The following is a 15,749-nucleotide window of genomic DNA, read 5'->3' on the forward strand; positions in this document are numbered from 1 at the left end:
TTCGTGTCGCAACCTGTCGCAACCGGGGCGAGCTGTGGGTGGGTGGCCTCTCGCCCGTCATCCTGACGAAAGTCAGGACCCAGGGTAACAAAGCGTGACGCTCGTGGCTCTGGGTCCTGACTTTCGTCAGGATGACGAAGAAGGGCGTGACGGCCCCGAAGCATCGCCCCGAACCCCAAGCCCTGCTATGACGGCAATCGAACCGCACCCGTTCCAATTTTGCAGTGCAGCGGAACGGAGCGTCACAGCCGGGGGTTAGACGACCATGCTTGCCGAACGCCAGCCTGCGACTGAAGTCCTCGCACCCCCGCCGCACGTCCGCGACGACGCCAGCCTGTTCTTCGATTTCGATGGCACCCTGGTCGATCTGGCCCCGACCCCCGATGCGGTGGTCGTCGACCAAGGTCTGCTCGACCAGCTCGACCGGCTCGCTCTGCGCTTCCCGGCGCGCGTCGCGATCATCAGCGGGCGGTCGATCGCGCAGCTCGACGCGATGCTCGGCCAGCATGCGCGCCGGTTCGCGGTTGCGGGCAGCCACGGCGCCGAACGCCGCACGCCCGAGGACGGCCATGTCGCCGCCGAACGCCCCGCCTCGCTCGAAACCGCCGCGGAGGCGCTGCGCGCCTATGCCGAGGCGAATGCGCTGGTCTATGAGGCGAAATCGCTCGGCGCCGGGCTGCATTACCGGATGGCGCCGGCGTTCGAGGCGGATGCGGTGAGCCTTGCCGAAGAGCTCGCCCGCACGCACGGCCTGACGCTTCAGCGCGGCAAGATGATGGTCGAGCTGCGCACTCCCGGCGACAAGGGCGCGGCGCTGCGCGACCTGATTGCCGCGCCGGCGCTGGTCGGCAGCCGCCCGTTCTTCTTCGGCGACGACGTCACCGACGAGGATGGTTTCGTCGCCGCACACGCGCTGGGCGGTGCGGGCATCCTGATCGGCCCCGAACGCCCTACCGCCGCCACCTACCGCCTCGACGATGTCGCAGCCCTTCGCGGCTGGATTGCCGCCATATTGGAATCATGATGACCGCTACCCCGCTCGCCCCCCGCCCGTCCGACAGCAACCCGACGCCGGACATGAACCTGTGGCCGATCGGCAATTGCCAGGTCTCCGCGCTGATCGACCGCACCGGCACGTTCGTCTGGGGCTGTGTGCCCCGGGTCGACGGCGACCCCGCCTTTTGCGCGCTGCTCGGTGGTGACGCCCCCGAGACGGGGCTGTGGGCGATCGAGCTCGAGGGCAGCGCGAAGACGACTCAGACCTATATCCGCAACACCCCGATCCTGGTCACCCGGCACGAGGACGAGGCGGGCAACGCGGTCGAGGTCACCGATTTCTGCCCGCGCTTCGTGCGCGAGGGGCGGACCTATCGCCCGACCAGCTTCGTGCGGATCGTCAAGCCGGTCGCAGGCAGCCCGCGGATCCGCATCCGCCTGCGCGTCGCGACCAACTGGGGTAAGCCCACCGTTCACACGCAGGGCTCGAACCATATCCGGTTCCTGATGGACGACCAGACGCTGCGGCTCACCACCGATGCGCCGGTCGGGCATATCGTCGGCGAGCGCTGGTTCCGTCTCGAACGGCCGATGCACCTGTTCCTGGGGCCCGACGAGAGCTTTGCCGGCGTGCTGCACGAGGCGGCCGAGGCGATGCTAACGCGGACCAAGGACGAATGGCGCCACTGGGTGCGTGGGCTCGCGACCCCGGTCGAATGGCAGGACGTTGTCATCCGCGCAGCGATCACGCTGAAGCTGTGCCAGCACGAGGAGACCGGCGCGATCGTCGCCGCGCTTACCACGTCGATCCCCGAACATGCGGGGTCCGAGCGCAACTGGGATTACCGCTATTGCTGGATCCGCGACGCCTATTACACGGTGCAGGCGCTCAACCGGCTCGGCGCGCTCGACGTGCTCGAGGGGTATCTCGAATATCTGCGCAACATCGTCGACGCGTCGAAGGGCGGGCATGTCCAGCCGCTCTACGGCGTCGGCGGCGAGGCGACCCTGGTCGAGCGCGTCGCGCCCGCGCTGCCGGGCTATCGCGGCATGGGTCCGGTCCGCGTCGGCAACCAGGCATACGAGCAGATCCAGCACGACGCGTACGGCCAGATCATCCTGTCCGACGTCCAGGCGTTCTTCGACCAGCGGCTGTTCCGCATGTCGAGCCATGAGGATTTCAAGAGCCTCGAACTCGTCGGCGACCGCGCCTGGGAGACCTATGACAAGCCCGATGCGGGGCTGTGGGAGCTGCGCACCAAGGCGCATGTCCACACCTATTCCGCGGCGATGTGCTGGGCGGCGTGCGACCGGCTCGCCAATGCGGCGGGCGTGCTCGGGCTCGAGGATCGCCGGACGTTCTGGAACGCGCGCGCGGACACGATCCGCAAGACGATCGAGACCTCGGCGTGGCGCGAGGAGACTCAGCGCATCTCCGCGACGTTCGGCGGCGACGATCTCGACGCGAGCCTGATCCAGCTGCTCGACCTGCGTTTCTTCGCGCCCGACGATCCGCGTTTCCAGTCGACGCTGAAGGCGGTCGAAGAGGGTCTCCGCCGCGGCAGCCACATGCTGCGCTATGCGACCGAGGATGATTTCGGCCTGCCGCATACCGCGTTCAACGTCTGCACCTTCTGGCTGATCGAGGCGCTGCACGCGACCGGCCGCACCGCCGATGCGTGCGCGCTGTTCGCCGAAATGGTCGCGCGGCGCACGCCCGCGGGGCTGCTGTCCGAGGATATCGACCCCAATACCGGCGAGCTGTGGGGCAATTATCCGCAAACCTATTCGCTGGTGGGGCTGATCAACTGCGCCGTCCTCCTCAGCAAACCCTGGAGCGCCGTACGATGAGTCGCCTGGTCGTCATTTCGAATCGCGTGCAATCGGTCGACGCGCCGTCGGGCAACCAGGGCGGCCTCGCGGTCGCGCTGCTCGCGGCGTTGCGCGAAAAGGGCGGGGTCTGGTTCGGCTGGTCGGGCGCGACCACCGAGACCTTTACCGGGCATATCAACTTCCAGCAGGGCAAGGGCGTCACCACCGCGACGATCGACCTGGAGGAACAGGATTTCGACGAATATTATAACGGCTATGCGAACCGGACCTTGTGGCCGCTGTTCCATTACCGGATCGATCTGACCGAGTTCGAACGCGATTTCTCCAGCGGCTATGCGCGGGTGAACAAGCGCTTTGCCGAGACGGTGCTGCCGCTGATCGAGCCCGACGATCTCGTCTGGGTGCACGACTATCATCACGTCCCGTTGGGGCGCGAGCTGCGCAAGCTAGGGGTCGAGAACAAGATCGGATTCTTCCTCCATATCCCCTGGCCGCCGATGGCCATGCTGCTGTCGCTGCCGAGCCACCGCGCGCTGGTCGAATCGATGTTCGCGTACGACGTGGTCGGGTTCCAGACGCAGGACTGGCTCGACAGCTTCCTGCATTACGTCACCAGCCAGCTCGACGGCGTGGTCGGCGAGGATGGCTGGGTGACGGTCGGCGACCGCACGATCAAGGCGATCACCACGCCGATCGGGATCGAGACCGCGGATTTCGAAAAGTCCGCGAGCAGCGACACCGCGCGCCATGCCAAGGAGCGCATGTACATGTCGGCGACCGGGCGCAGCCTGATCGTCGGGGTCGACCGGCTCGATTATTCGAAGGGTCTGGCCGAGCGCTTCTCGGGCTATGAGCGGTTCCTCGCGTCGCACCCCGATCACCGCGGGCTGGTCTACATGCTCCAGATCGCGCCGCCCTCCCGCGAGAAGGTCGACACCTATCAGGAGATCCGCGCGAACCTCGATTCGATGTCGGGGCGGATCAACGGCGAGTTTTCGGACATCGACTGGACGCCGATCCGCTACGTCAACCAGGGCTTCCCGCGCGACGTGCTCGCGGGGATCTACCGCGCGGCGCGGGTCGGGCTGGTGACGCCGCTTCGCGACGGGATGAACCTGGTCGCGAAGGAATATGTCGCGGCGCAGGATCCCGAGGATCCCGGCGTGCTGATCCTGTCGCAGTTCGCGGGCGCGGCGGCGCAGCTGTCGGATGCGGTGCTGGTCAATCCGTACAGCCCGGAGGAGATGTCCGACGCGATCGCCCGCGCGCTCAAGATGCCGCTCGCGGAGCGCAAGGCGCGCTGGGAGAAGCTGATCGACAACGTCCGCAAGGAGGACGTGATGTGGTGGTGCGAACTGTTCATCACCGCGCTTGAAGATGCGCCGGAGCATGTCGAGGCGTAACTAGCTTCGTCATCCCCGCGCAGGCGGGGATCCAGACTGGCTACCCCCGCGAGTCCTCTCCACGGCCAGCCAATATGGATCCCCGCCTCCGCGGGAATGACGGCTTGGGTCGGGATGACGCCGAGCGGTGACGGGTTCTCCCCAAGACCCGTCATCCTGACCAACGTCAGAGTGACGGGTTTTGGGTGTCGTACGCCGCGCCCGCGTTACGACGCGGTGCCGCGCACCGGGTCCGGGGCCATCAGCAGGCGCCCGCGGGGCATCGCCTCGGGCATTTCCGCCGTGATATACGCCAGCATCGCCTCGCGCACGTCGCAGCGCAGGTCGAACGCGACCGAGGCGTTCTTGGCGGTCATCAGCGCGCGGAGTTCGACCGCGTCGGCCTTCATGTCGGTGACCTGGAGGTTGAAGAACCGGCCGTCCCAGCGCGGATTGGCCTTCACCACTTCGGCGAGCTTCTCGCGCAGCCGCGGCACGTCGGTCGACGGATCGACATACCAGAAGACCGAGCCCATCAGCTGGCTGGTCTCGCGCGTCCAGTTCTGGAAGCTCTGTTCGAGGAACTTCGACACCGGCACGACGAGGCGGCGCTCGTCCCAGATCTTGATGACGACGAAGGTCAGGTTGATCTGCTCGACGCGCCCCCATTCGCCGTCGACGATCAACACGTCGTCGAGCCGGATCGGCTCGGTAAACGCCATCTGCACGCCGGCGATCAGGTTCTTGAGCGCAGGCTGGGCGGCGGCACCGACGACGAGGCCGGCGATACCCGCCGACGCCATCAGCGTGACGCCGATCGAGCGGATGCCGGGGACGCTGAGCAGCATCAGGCAGACGCTGATGAAGATGATGAAGAAGGTGCCGATCCGGCCGAGGATCGCCGCGCGGGTGCGCTTGCGCCGCGCGCGCAGATTGTCCTCGACGGTGATGTCCGAGCGGATCTCGATCACGTCCTGGAATGCGCGCAGGGCGGCGACTGCGAGCCAGCCGAGCAGAGCGGGGACGAGGAAGCCGAGCAGCTGCTTCCACAATTCCTCGATATCGTCATCCATCGGCAGGATCCGCGCGACGAACGCGACGCTGACCGCGACGAACACCGCGCGCAACGGCCGGCGGACGCGCGCGAGGACGAGGCCGTCGGTCTTGGCGGTCGACCGCCGCTGTGCATGGCCGGCGATCCGCATCGTCAGCCAGTGTGCGATCAACGCGAAGAGCACCGCCGCCGAGACCACGGCGACGCTTTCCAGCCAGACCCATTCGGGTGGTATGTGGAGCGATCTGAATATGCGCATGACAGCGCAACGGTGCGGGTGCTGGGATGTTCCGCTGCGGTGCAGCATGGGGGGGGGCGAGCGTTGGAAATGCGCACCTCCCCGGCGGAGGCCGGGGCCCAGTTGGAAAGGTCGCAGTAATGGAGGGCGGCCCGCTGTTACCGCCGTCCCCCAACTGGGCCCCGGCCTTCGCCGGGGTGGTGTTTTCCCTGGGAAAATCGCTCGCCGCGCCCCGTCTTCCCGGATGACGCGCCTCCGTGATCATGCCACAAGACAGCGACCATGATCGCCCGGAGAATCAGACGCTTCCTGAGCGAGGAAGACTGGACGTTCGCACCGCACGAACTGCCCGTCCTCCCCGGCTCACCGGGCTCGCCCGCGCATCCGCGGCATCGCCAGATCGCCTATGCGCTGATCGGCATCCTGCTCGGACTGACGGTCGGCTTTGGCAATGCGCTTATCAGTGCGAACACGTATACGTTGCAGGGTGCGCTCGGGCTCGATCCGGCAGAGATCGCGTGGCTGCCGACGGTCTATGTGATGACCAACGTCAGCATCAACCTGCTCATGATCAAGTTCCGCGCGCAGTTCGGGCTCAGGCCCTTCGCGCTGATCTTCCTCACGCTCTACGTGCTGGTGACGCTCGCGCATCTGTTCGTCCACGGGTTCGCCACCGCGATCGCGGTGCGGGCGATCAGCGGGATGGCGGGGGCCGCGCTGAGCAGCCTGTGCCTCTATTACGTGATGCAGTCGCTGCCCGCGAAATGGCGGCTGAAGGCGGTGGTGCTCGGCATCGGCATCCCGCAATGCGCGACGCCGCTCGCGCGGCTGTTCTCGCCCGACCTGCTGGCGATGTCGCAGTGGCGGACCCTGTACCTGTTCGAACTCGGCCTCGCTTTGCTGTCGCTCGCCGCGGTCGCGGCGCTGCGGCTGCCGCCGACTACGCGGAGCAAGGCGTTCGAGCCGCTCGACTTCCTCACCTTCGTGCTGTTCGCCGGGTCGACCGCGCTGTTCGCCGCGGTGCTCGGGCTCGGGCGGATCCTGTGGTGGACCAATGCGCCGTGGATCGGCTGGGCGCTGATCGTCGCGATCCCGATGTTCGCCGCCGCGATCGTCGTCGAGCATCACCGCGTCAATCCGCTGCTCAACACCCGCTGGCTCGGCAGCGCGGATATCCTGCGCTTCACGGTCGTCATCGTGATGGCGCGGATCGTGCTGTCCGAACAGACCTATGCCGCGGTCGGCCTGCTGACCGTGCTGGGGCAGAACAACGACCAGCTCATCCCGTTCTTCCTGATCATCTTCGTCGCCTCGGTCGCGGGCGTGATCGCGAGCGCGGTGACGCTCGACGTCGAGCGGCTCGGCCACCCGATCATGCTCGCGATCGGGCTGGTCGCGGTGGCGGCGTGGTTCGACTCCTATGCGACCAGCCTGACGCGCGCGCCGCAGATGTACGTGACGCAGGCGATCATCGGTTTCTCCGCGACCTTCTTCCTGGGGCCGGCGCTGCTGTTCGGGATGACGCGCGCGCTGAAGGAGGGGGCGGGGCACATCATCAGCTTCATCGCGCTGTTCGGGATCATCAACTCATTGGGCGGCCTGGGCGGTACCGCGCTGCTTGGCAGCTATCAGGTGGTCCGCGAGAAGGCGAACAGCGCGGCGCTCGTCCAGCAGATCTCGCCGACCGACCCGATCGTCGCGCAGCGCATCGCCGCGGGCGGCGCCGCGGTCGGCCGGGTGATCGTCGATCCGACGCTGCGCAGCGCGGAAGGCGCGGCGATTTTGTCCCAGACCACGACGCGCGAAGCAAACGTGCTTGCCTATGCCGACGTCTTCCGCTTGGTCGCGATTCTCGCCGGAGGGACGTTCGGGTATCTCGTCTTCCTGATGGTGCGACGCCAACGACGCGAACGCCGTGCGCGACTTGAGAGGACGACATGACCGACGCCCGCAGCCCGGTGGCAGAAGGACCCGCGACGGAGGAGAAACAGGCGGAGACGGCCGCCGCCCCGACCGCCGCACCTGCGCCTGCGCCCGCAGCGACGCCCGCCACCCCGGTCGGCTCGGGCTGGCGACCGCAGCCGCCGAGCCCGCGGGTCATCGGCGTCATCGTCCTGCTCGTGATCGCGGGCGTCTGCGCGGTGCTCGCGGCGTGGCGGCTGCCGCCGTTCGCGACCAGCTACCAATCGACCGACAATGCCTATGTCCGCGGCCGCACCACGGTGATCAGCCCGCAGGTCAGCGGCTATGTGACGCAGGTGCTCGTGCGCGACTTCGCGGATGTGAAGGCGGGCGACCCGCTGGTGAAGATCGACGACCGCATCTATCGCCAGCGGATCGACCAGGCGCAGGCGCAGGTCGACGCGCAGGCGGCGACGCTGTCGAACAGCCTCCAGACCGCGCGCAGCCGCCAGGCGAGCCTCGCCGCGCAGGACGCAGCGGTCGCCAATGCCGCGGCGCAGCTGATGCGCGCGCAGGCGGACATGGCGCGCGTCAACGACCTCGTCACCGACGGCTCGGTCAGTCTGCGCGAACGCGACCAGACGCTCGCCGCGCTCCGCCAGGCGGAAGCACAGGTCCAGCAGGCCAAGGCCGCGCGCGAGATCGCCCGGCAGGACGTCCGCACGGTCGAGGTCGGACGCGGCGGCCAGGAGGCGGGCGTCTCGGGCGCGGAGGCGGCGCGCCAGCTCGCGCGGATCGACCTTGCCAACACGGTGATCCGCGCACCCGAGACGGGGCGGCTGAGCGAGGTCGGTGTCCGGCTCGGCCAATATGTGACCGCGGGGTCGCAGCTGATGTTCCTCGTGCCGCCCGAAACCTGGGTGATCGCGAACTTCAAGGAAGCGCAGACCGCGCGCATGGCGGTCGGCCAGCCCGCGTCGTTCACCGTCGACGGGCTCGCGAACGAACGGCTGACCGGGCGCGTCGAACGGATCTCGCCCGCGGCGGGGTCCGAATTCGCGGTGCTGAAGGCGGACAATGCGACCGGCAACTTCACCAAGGTGCCGCAGCGGATCGCGGTCCGCATCCGCGTCGATCCGGGCCAGCCGCTGAGTGCGCGGTTGCGGCCGGGGATGTCGGTGCAGGCGCGGGTCGATACCGCCGGCGGGCCGGGGCCGCGGTGATGTCGCGACCCCCCCTCGGTCCCTGTTCTCCAGCCCAGCCTGGATCGCCGCCTTCGCGGGGAGACATTTTGAGGGAGGTGGCTGAGCCGACCCACGCCGCCGCCGCAATCAAAACCGCTACCCCGGCGAGAATCCCCTCCCCGGCGGAGGCCGGGGCCCAGTTGGGGGACGGCGATGACGAAGCGCTGTCCGCCGTTACTGTGGCCTTCCCAACTGGGCCCCGGCCTTCGCCGGGGTGGTTGCAGGGGATGCGGGCGATACCCGACGTTTCGTGCGAGGCCTGTTCTCCCGCGGAGGCGGGAGCCCAGCCTGGGTCCCCGCCTTCGCGGGGAGACATTTTGGGGGAGGGCGCTGCGTCGACCCACGCCGCCGCCGCAATCAAAACCGCTACCCTGGCGAGAACGTCCACCCCGGCGGAGGCCGGGGCCCAGTTGGGGGACGGCGATGACGGAGCGCTGTCCGCCGTTACTGCGACCTTCCCAACTGGGCCCCGGCCTTCGCCGGGGTGGTGGCAGGGGGTGCGAGCGTGGGGCGGCGTGCGGACGTGGCGGCGCAAACACGCATGGCGGACCGCCGCCGCCCTCCCCCTCGCGCTGCTCGCCACCGCGTGTATCGGCCCCCGCCCCGAGGCGCCCGCTGCGACCGCGGTCGCGCCGCCGCCGGCGTGGCGGACCGCGCTGGGGCCGGGTACGCCGATCCGGGCGGACTGGTGGAGTGCGTTTGGTGATCCCGCGCTGACGAGCCTCGTCGCGCAGGCGCTTGCCAACAGCCCCGATCTGGGGGCGGCGGCGGCGCGGATCGACGAGGCGCGGGCCGCCGCGCGGCTCGCGCGCGCGCAACAGACGCCGCTCGTCAACGGGTCGGCGCCCGGCACCACCGGCCAGACCGTCAGCGCGTTCGGCACGCCGTCGGACGCGATCGGCGCGCAGCCCGCGGTCAGCATCAGCTATGATCTCGACCTGTTCGGCCGGCTTCGCCAGGCGAGCCGCGCGGCGCAGGCGCAGCTGCTCGCGAGCGAAGCGTCGCGCGACACCGTCCGGCTCGCGATCGCGAGCAGCGTCGCGACCGGCTACATCACGCTGCGTGCGCTCGACCAGCGGCTCGCGGTCGCGCGCCAGACGCTCGACGCGCGCGCCGAGGGGCTGCGCATCGCCCGCCGTCGCGCCGAGACCGGCTACACCTCGAACCTCGAACTGCGCCAGGCCGAGGCGGAATATCACGCCACCGAACAGCTCGTCCCCGCCGCCGAACTGTCGATCAGCCGCCAGGAAAACGCGCTCAGCCTGCTGCTCGGCGATGTCCCCGGGCCGATCCCGCGCGGCCTGCCGCTCGACCGGCTCGCCGCGCCCGCGATCCCCGACGGGCTGCCCGCCGACCTGCTCCGCCGCCGCCCCGATCTCTATCAGGCGGAGCAGACGCTGGTCGCGACCGACCGCTCGCTCGACAGCGCGCGCGCGGCGATGCTGCCCAATCTCGCGCTCACCGGATCGGCGGGCGTCGTGCTGTCGAGCGCGCTCGCCGATCCGATCGCGGTGTTCTCGATCGGCGCGAGCGTGCTCAGCCCGATCTTCGACGGCGGGCGGCTGGGCGCGCAGGCCGATGCCGCGACCGCACGCCGCGACCAGGCGGCGTTCGCCTATCGCCGCACCGCGCTCCAGGCGTTCCGCGAGGTCGACGACAGCCTTGCGGGCGTCCGCCGCTCGGGCGAACAGGCCAATGCCTTCGCCGCACAGCGCGATGCGCTCGCGGGCGCGTTGCGCAACGCCTCGAACCGCTACCGCGCGGGCTATTCGGCCTATATCGACCAGCTCGATGCGCAGCGCGGGCTGCTGACCGCGGAGCTGTCGCTGGTCCAGGCGCGCGCGGACCGTCTGACGGCCTATGTGACGCTCTACCAGGCGATGGGCGGCGGCTGGTCGCGCGACGATGCGGCGATCGTGCGGCGCTGAGGGGCGTGCCCCCAGGGTTACGCAGGCCGCCGCCTGCAACCCTGGGCTCCCGCCTTCGCGGGAGAACAGGTTTTGCCACACCGGATTCGCCACCGTTCCCCCGCGCAGGCGGGTGCCCAGAATCAAAGCAGGACGGCAGGCGCGACTTTGCCCCCCGCATCCACGGACGAAGCGCTGCATTTTCCTGCCACAGTTGATGCATAAGCGGGTGCCATGAAGGCCATCATCCTTGCCGCGGGCCACGGATCGCGGCTCCTGCCGCTGACGCTCAGCACGCCGAAATGCCTCGTGCAGGTCGGTGGGCGGGCGATCCTCGATTCGCAGCTCGACGCGGTCGCGGCGGCGGGGTTCGATGGTGCGGTGATCGTCGGCGGGTATCGCATCGACCAGATCGCCGCGCATCTGGCCGGGCGACGCGGCGACCCGCCGACGACGTTGCTCTTCAACCCCTTCTGGTCGGTCGCCAACAGCATCGGCAGCGTCTGGGCGGCGCGCGCGCATCTGGGCGCCGCGTTCGCACTGATGAACGGCGACACGCTGTTCGACGCCGCGATCCTGCAGGCGGCGCGCGCCGAGCCCGCGCCCGGCGTGACCCTGGTGGTCGAGCCGCTCCACGAACCCGGCCTCGACGACATGCTGGTCGAGGCGGAGGGCGAGCGGGTGATCGCGGTCGGCAAGCATCTGGTCGGGCATCAGGCGACCGACCGGTCGCTCGGGCTGATCCTGTCGGGCGGCGGCACCGCCTATGCCGACGCGCTGCGCGCGGTGATCGGCGAGGACGAGGGGATCCATGCCTATCACCACGCGGTCGTCCGCCGCGTTGCCGAGGGCGCCGGCGTCCGCGCGCTGCGGATCCCCGCCGGCGCGCGCTGGCAGGAGATCGACCGGCCCGAGGACATCGCGCATTGGCAGGCGTCATGACCCGCAAGGTCGCGTTCCTGTTCCTCGGCGAGACGCTGCTGATCCCGCATCTCTATCCGATCGTTGAGGCGCTCGCCGCCGCCGAGCCGACGCTGCCGATCGAATTGTGGGTCAGTACGTCGGTGCACGAAGCGCTGCTTGCACGCTGGAGCACGGGGCTTGGGCAGGTGACGATCCGGCGCGCGCCGGGGTTTCGCGCGCTGCCCGGCCATGCCGAGGGCGACAATCCGCCGCTGCCGCCCAAGCTGCCGACGCTGTTCCGCCTCCTGCCGCACCTGCTGCGCACGCCGGTGGTGGTGTGCGCCGAACAGACCAGCCTGTGGCTGCCCGCGACGCTGCCGCTGCGGACGCGGTTCATCGACACGTTCCACGGTGCGGGGTCGATGATGGCGCGCGGTCACTGGCGGCGGCGCGCAGGGTGGCGCACCTTGGTCGCGGCCGAGCGCGACCGGCAGGCGCTGATCGACGGCGGCGACGCGCCCGAGCGGATCGTCACCACCGGCTATGTGAAGGCCGCGTTCCGCCAGCGCACCCCCGCCGCGCGGCTGTTTGCCGATCCGCGGCCGGTGATCCTCTACACCCCGCACTGGCAGGCGCACCGCTCGTCCTGGTGGCGCTGGGGGCCCGAGGTGGTCGAGCGCATTCTCGCCGACGGGCGCTACAATCTGATCTTCGCGCCGCACCAGCGGCTCGTCGAGCGCGCGCCCGAGCTGCGCGGCTTCGTCGCCGGGCTCGCCGGCCGCGCGGGCGTGCATGCCGATCTCGACAGTTTCGCGATGGTCGATGGCAGCTACACCGCCGCCGCCGACCTGTATCTGGGCGACACGTCGAGCCAGGTGGTCGAATATATGATGCGCCCGCGGCCGTGCGTGTTCCTGAACGCGCTGGGGGCCGACTGGGTGGGCGACCCCTCTTATGCGATGTGGGGCGCAGGCGCGGTCGTCGACAGCCTCGACGTGCTGATCCCGGCGATCGACGCAGCGCCCGCGCTGCATCCCGGATATCGGGATTTCCAGACGCGGTTCGTCGAGACCGCGCTCGGCGACGTGGCGGGCGGCGCACCCGCGCGCGCGGCGCAGGCGGTGCTCGCCGCGCTGCGCTGAACCAGCCCGGGCTCGCAATCCGCGCGCAATCGGCTATCGGGCAGCGGATGCAAGACATGCCAGCACTCGTGCCCCTGGGCGACAATCCGACCCTGCTCTGGGGGATGCGCAATGACGAGCGGCTGCGTCGGATCGGCGTGGCGCAGGGCTTTGCCGGAAGCGACGCGGCAGACGGCCCGGCGATCCTCGCCAACATGGCGTTCGCGTTCGACCCGGTCTGGACCGCGCATCTGAAGACGCGCCCCGGCACCGTGATGACGCGCGCGGGCGTTCCCGTGCTGGCGCATGTCCGGACCGCCGAGGAGCGGGCGCGGGTCGCCGCGGCGATGCACGCGGACGCAGCCCTCGACGCCGCCAGCGGGCTGACGATCATCGCCGCCGAGTCGGACGAGGGGATCCTCAACGAGGCGCTGCGCAAGCGCGAAAAGCCGTTTGCCGAACGGCTCGTCCCCGCCGCGGTCCCCGCGATCGAGCGGGCGAGCTATGTCGGCGCGTACAAGGGCGTCACCGACCTGCTGACCAAATATCTCTGGCCCGAATGGGCGCTGGCGATCACCCGGGTCTGCGCGCGCGCGGGGATCACGCCGAACCAGGTCACCGCGATGGGATCGGTGCTGTGCATCGTCGCGACGATCGCCTTCTGGTATGGCTGGTTCTGGACGGGGCTTGCCACCGGCCTCGTCTTCATGGTGCTCGACACCGTCGACGGGAAGCTCGCGCGCTGCACGATCACCGCGTCGAAGCTCGGCAATGCATGGGATCACGGCGTCGACCTGGTCCATCCGCCCTTCTGGTGGTGGGCCTGGGCCGCGGGCTGCGCGCCCTATGGCCGGCCGCTCGACGATGCGACCTTCTGGGCGGTGATCGGCACGATGCTGTTCGGCTATGTCGCGCAGCGGCTGATCGAGGGCGCGTTCATCGTCCGGTTCGGGATGCACATCCATGTCTGGGAACGGTTCGACAGCTGGTTCCGGCTGATCACCGCGCGGCGCAACCCGAACATGGTGATCCTGTTCGCGGGGCTGGTCGTGACGCGGCCCGACTGGGGGATCATCGGCGTTGCGGCGTGGACCGCGATCTCGCTGGTCGTCCATCTCGTCCGGCTGTTCCAGGCGATGGCACGGCGCGCGAAGGGCGGCGCGATCACGAGCTGGCTCGCCTGATCGCGTCGAACGCCCCGACCCGCCAGCCGCGACTTGCCGCACCGCACCGCGCGCTTTAGGGGCCGCAGGGCGCATGACCCAGGCCCCCGCCCCTTCCCCCACGACCAAGGATTTCGGTGGCGTGCTGCGTTCGGCGGCGCGCAACCTGGGCTGGCTGCTCGCGAGCCGCAGCGTGCTGGCGATCCTGTCGCTCTTCTATCTCGGCTTTGCGACGCGCACCTTGGGGGTCGTCGATTTCGGCCGGTTCGCGCTGATCACCGGCGCGGTCCAGGCGCTGACGACGTTCGTAGGCTTCCAGACGTGGCAGATCATCGTCCAGTACGGCGTCCAGCCGCTCCATGACGGTGACAGCCCGCGGCTCGCGCGGCTGTTCCGGCTGGCAGCGCGGCTCGACCTGTCGAGCGCGATCCTCGGCGCGCTGCTGACGATCGGCATCCTCCAGATCTGGGCGAACGCGTTCGGCATTCCGCGCGACCTGATGCACTACACGCTCGTCTTCGCGGTGATCCAGCTGCTGACGATCCGCTCGACCCCGCTCGGCATCCTGCGGCTGCGCGACAAATTCTCGCTCTCCGCGCTCGCCGACAGCATGACGCCGGTGATCCGTTTCGTCGGCGCGGGCGCGGCGATGCTGTTCGACCCGACGATCCGCGGCTTCATGATCGCCTGGGCCGCGGCCGAGCTGGTCACCGCGGCGACCTACTGGATCATGGTGTGGCGCAGCGGCGACTTCGCGCTGATGCTCGGCGGGCGCAGCGGCTGGCGCGCGCTGGTCGCGGAGAATCCCGGCGTGGTGAAGTTCGCGCTGAGTACCAATGCCAGCGCGACGCTCGGCCTGTCGAGCAAGCAGATCCCGCTGCTGCTGGTCGGTGCGTCGATCGGCCCCGCCGCGGCGGGTGCGTTCCGGCTGGCGGCACAGGTCGCGCAGGCGCTCGCCAAATTGTCGCAGCTCCTGTCGCGCGCCGCCTTCCCCGAGATCGTCCGCGCGGTCCGCACCGCGGCGCCCGAGCGGCTGCGCTATATCCTGGTGCGGACGATGCTGGCGAGCAGCGCGGCGGCGCTCGCGATCCTCGCGGTCGTCGCACTGATCGGCGAGCCGATGCTCAAACTGGTCGGCGGCAAGTCGTTCGGCAGCGCCTATCCGGTGCTGTTGTGGCTCGCGGCGGCGGGGTGTTTCGATCTGGCGACCGTCAGCCTCGACACCGTGCTGACCGCGGTCAACCGCGCGGGCACGGTGTTCGCGATCCGCGTCGTGGGCGTCGTCCTGCTGTTCATCGGCGCGTTCGCCTTGATGCCGCTCTATGGTTCGTCCGGGGTGGCGATGGGCGTCGCGATCGGCTCGGTCGCGGTCGCGATCCTGCTCGGCTTTGCTGCGGCGAATCTGACGCGCAGCCGTCCCTGAGGGCGGCACGCCCCGCCGCCGTCGATAAAGCGCGGGTTCACAGAGCCGACGTCATTGGCCTCCAAATTGCCGTTATGCGATTGCAAGGGTCCCCCATGACGAATCTGCCTCTCCTGCTCGCGCTCGCCGCGGGTGCAACGCTCGCCTCGACGTCCGCGGCTGCCGCGGAGACGTGCGTCGGCACGCCCGGGAACGGCGCGGCCAAGCTCGTGCTCGAGGCGACCACGCTGCACAATGCGGTCGGCGAGGTCGCGTTCACCGTCTATCCCGACGACAAGGGCCGGTTCCTGTCCAAGGGCGGCAAGCTGGCGCGCGCGCGCGTGTCCGCCGCGCAGCCGCATGCCTGTTTCTGGCTGAAGCCCGGCTATTACGCGATCGCGCAATATCATGACGAGAACAGCGACCATGATTTCAACCGCACGCTGTTCCTGCCCAAGGAGGGGTTTGGATTTTCGAACGACGCCCCCACATCGGTCGGCCTGCCCTCCTTCGCGTCGGCGCGGGTGGCGCTGCCGGCCGGGGGGACGGTCGTGCGGATGAAGATGCGGTATCGGCGCTAGCGTCGATCAGGGGCAGACGTGCC

General features: G+C 69.5%; 12 protein-coding genes. 11 read left to right on the forward strand and 1 reads right to left on the reverse strand.

Translation table 11 applies throughout. From position 1 onward, the window contains the following. The first annotated feature begins 265 nt into the window (after positions 1-265). Genes otsB through IFT87_RS03005 form a run of 3 tightly spaced genes read left to right on the forward strand, consistent with a single transcriptional unit; the run spans position 266 to position 4,232 of the window. Positions 266-1,024 carry a trehalose-phosphatase gene (gene otsB, locus IFT87_RS02995; protein WP_192007413.1) on the forward strand — a complete coding sequence of 253 codons (759 nt, stop codon included), beginning with the start codon at positions 266-268 and terminating at the stop codon, positions 1,022-1,024. After that, on the forward strand, positions 1,021-2,847 hold the full coding sequence (locus IFT87_RS03000; protein WP_249403163.1) for a glycoside hydrolase family 15 protein: 1,827 nt from the start codon (positions 1,021-1,023) through the stop codon (positions 2,845-2,847). Before otsB ends, IFT87_RS03000 begins: the two co-directional genes overlap by 4 nt. Next, entirely contained in the window at positions 2,844-4,232 is a 1,389-nt protein-coding gene (locus IFT87_RS03005; RefSeq protein WP_031394052.1) for an alpha,alpha-trehalose-phosphate synthase (UDP-forming), read from the forward strand. Before IFT87_RS03000 ends, IFT87_RS03005 begins: the two co-directional genes overlap by 4 nt. Before the next feature lie 206 nt (positions 4,233-4,438). On the opposite strand, the gene IFT87_RS03010 is transcribed toward IFT87_RS03005, so the two are convergent. Continuing rightward, the gene (locus tag IFT87_RS03010) at positions 4,439-5,524 is read right to left on the reverse strand and encodes a mechanosensitive ion channel family protein (protein ID WP_037530095.1); all 1,086 of its coding nucleotides are present in this window, start codon (positions 5,522-5,524) and stop codon (positions 4,439-4,441) included. A gap of 261 nt (positions 5,525-5,785) precedes the next feature. Here IFT87_RS03010 and IFT87_RS03015 point away from each other — a divergent pair, with 261 nt between their 5' ends. From IFT87_RS03015 to IFT87_RS03050, 8 genes are all read left to right on the forward strand, one after another. Next, the gene (locus tag IFT87_RS03015; protein WP_031440138.1) at positions 5,786-7,444 is read left to right on the forward strand and encodes an MFS transporter; all 1,659 of its coding nucleotides are present in this window, start codon (positions 5,786-5,788) and stop codon (positions 7,442-7,444) included. Next, entirely contained in the window at positions 7,441-8,628 is a 1,188-nt protein-coding gene (locus IFT87_RS03020; RefSeq protein ID WP_192007415.1) for an HlyD family secretion protein, read from the forward strand. Before IFT87_RS03015 ends, IFT87_RS03020 begins: the two co-directional genes overlap by 4 nt. Before the next feature lie 536 nt (positions 8,629-9,164). Beyond that, positions 9,165-10,577, forward strand: a complete 1,413-nt coding sequence (locus tag IFT87_RS03025) for an efflux transporter outer membrane subunit (RefSeq protein WP_426290859.1) — start codon at positions 9,165-9,167, stop codon at positions 10,575-10,577. A 213-nt stretch (positions 10,578-10,790) separates the two neighbouring features. Further along, entirely contained in the window at positions 10,791-11,498 is a 708-nt protein-coding gene (locus IFT87_RS03030) for a phosphocholine cytidylyltransferase family protein (protein WP_037532820.1), read from the forward strand. Next, positions 11,495-12,601, forward strand: coding sequence for a hypothetical protein (locus IFT87_RS03035; RefSeq protein ID WP_192007417.1), 1,107 nt, complete (start codon positions 11,495-11,497; stop codon positions 12,599-12,601). Before IFT87_RS03030 ends, IFT87_RS03035 begins: the two co-directional genes overlap by 4 nt. 47 nt (positions 12,602-12,648) lie before the next feature. After that, on the forward strand, positions 12,649-13,764 hold the full coding sequence (locus tag IFT87_RS03040; protein ID WP_192007419.1) for a CDP-alcohol phosphatidyltransferase family protein: 1,116 nt from the start codon (positions 12,649-12,651) through the stop codon (positions 13,762-13,764). Positions 13,765-13,837: 73 nt separating this feature from the next. Next, a complete protein-coding gene (locus tag IFT87_RS03045; protein ID WP_056679744.1) occupies positions 13,838-15,166 on the forward strand; it encodes a lipopolysaccharide biosynthesis protein in 1,329 nt (442 codons plus the stop codon). 95 nt (positions 15,167-15,261) lie between these two features. Beyond that, the gene (locus IFT87_RS03050) at positions 15,262-15,726 is read left to right on the forward strand and encodes a DUF2141 domain-containing protein (protein WP_056679741.1); all 465 of its coding nucleotides are present in this window, start codon (positions 15,262-15,264) and stop codon (positions 15,724-15,726) included. The last annotated feature ends 23 nt before the right edge of the window (positions 15,727-15,749 follow it).

Origin of the sequence: Sphingomonas sp. CFBP 8765 (assembly GCF_014841445.1) — a bacterium.
Classification (GTDB): domain Bacteria; phylum Pseudomonadota; class Alphaproteobacteria; order Sphingomonadales; family Sphingomonadaceae; genus Sphingomonas; species Sphingomonas aerolata.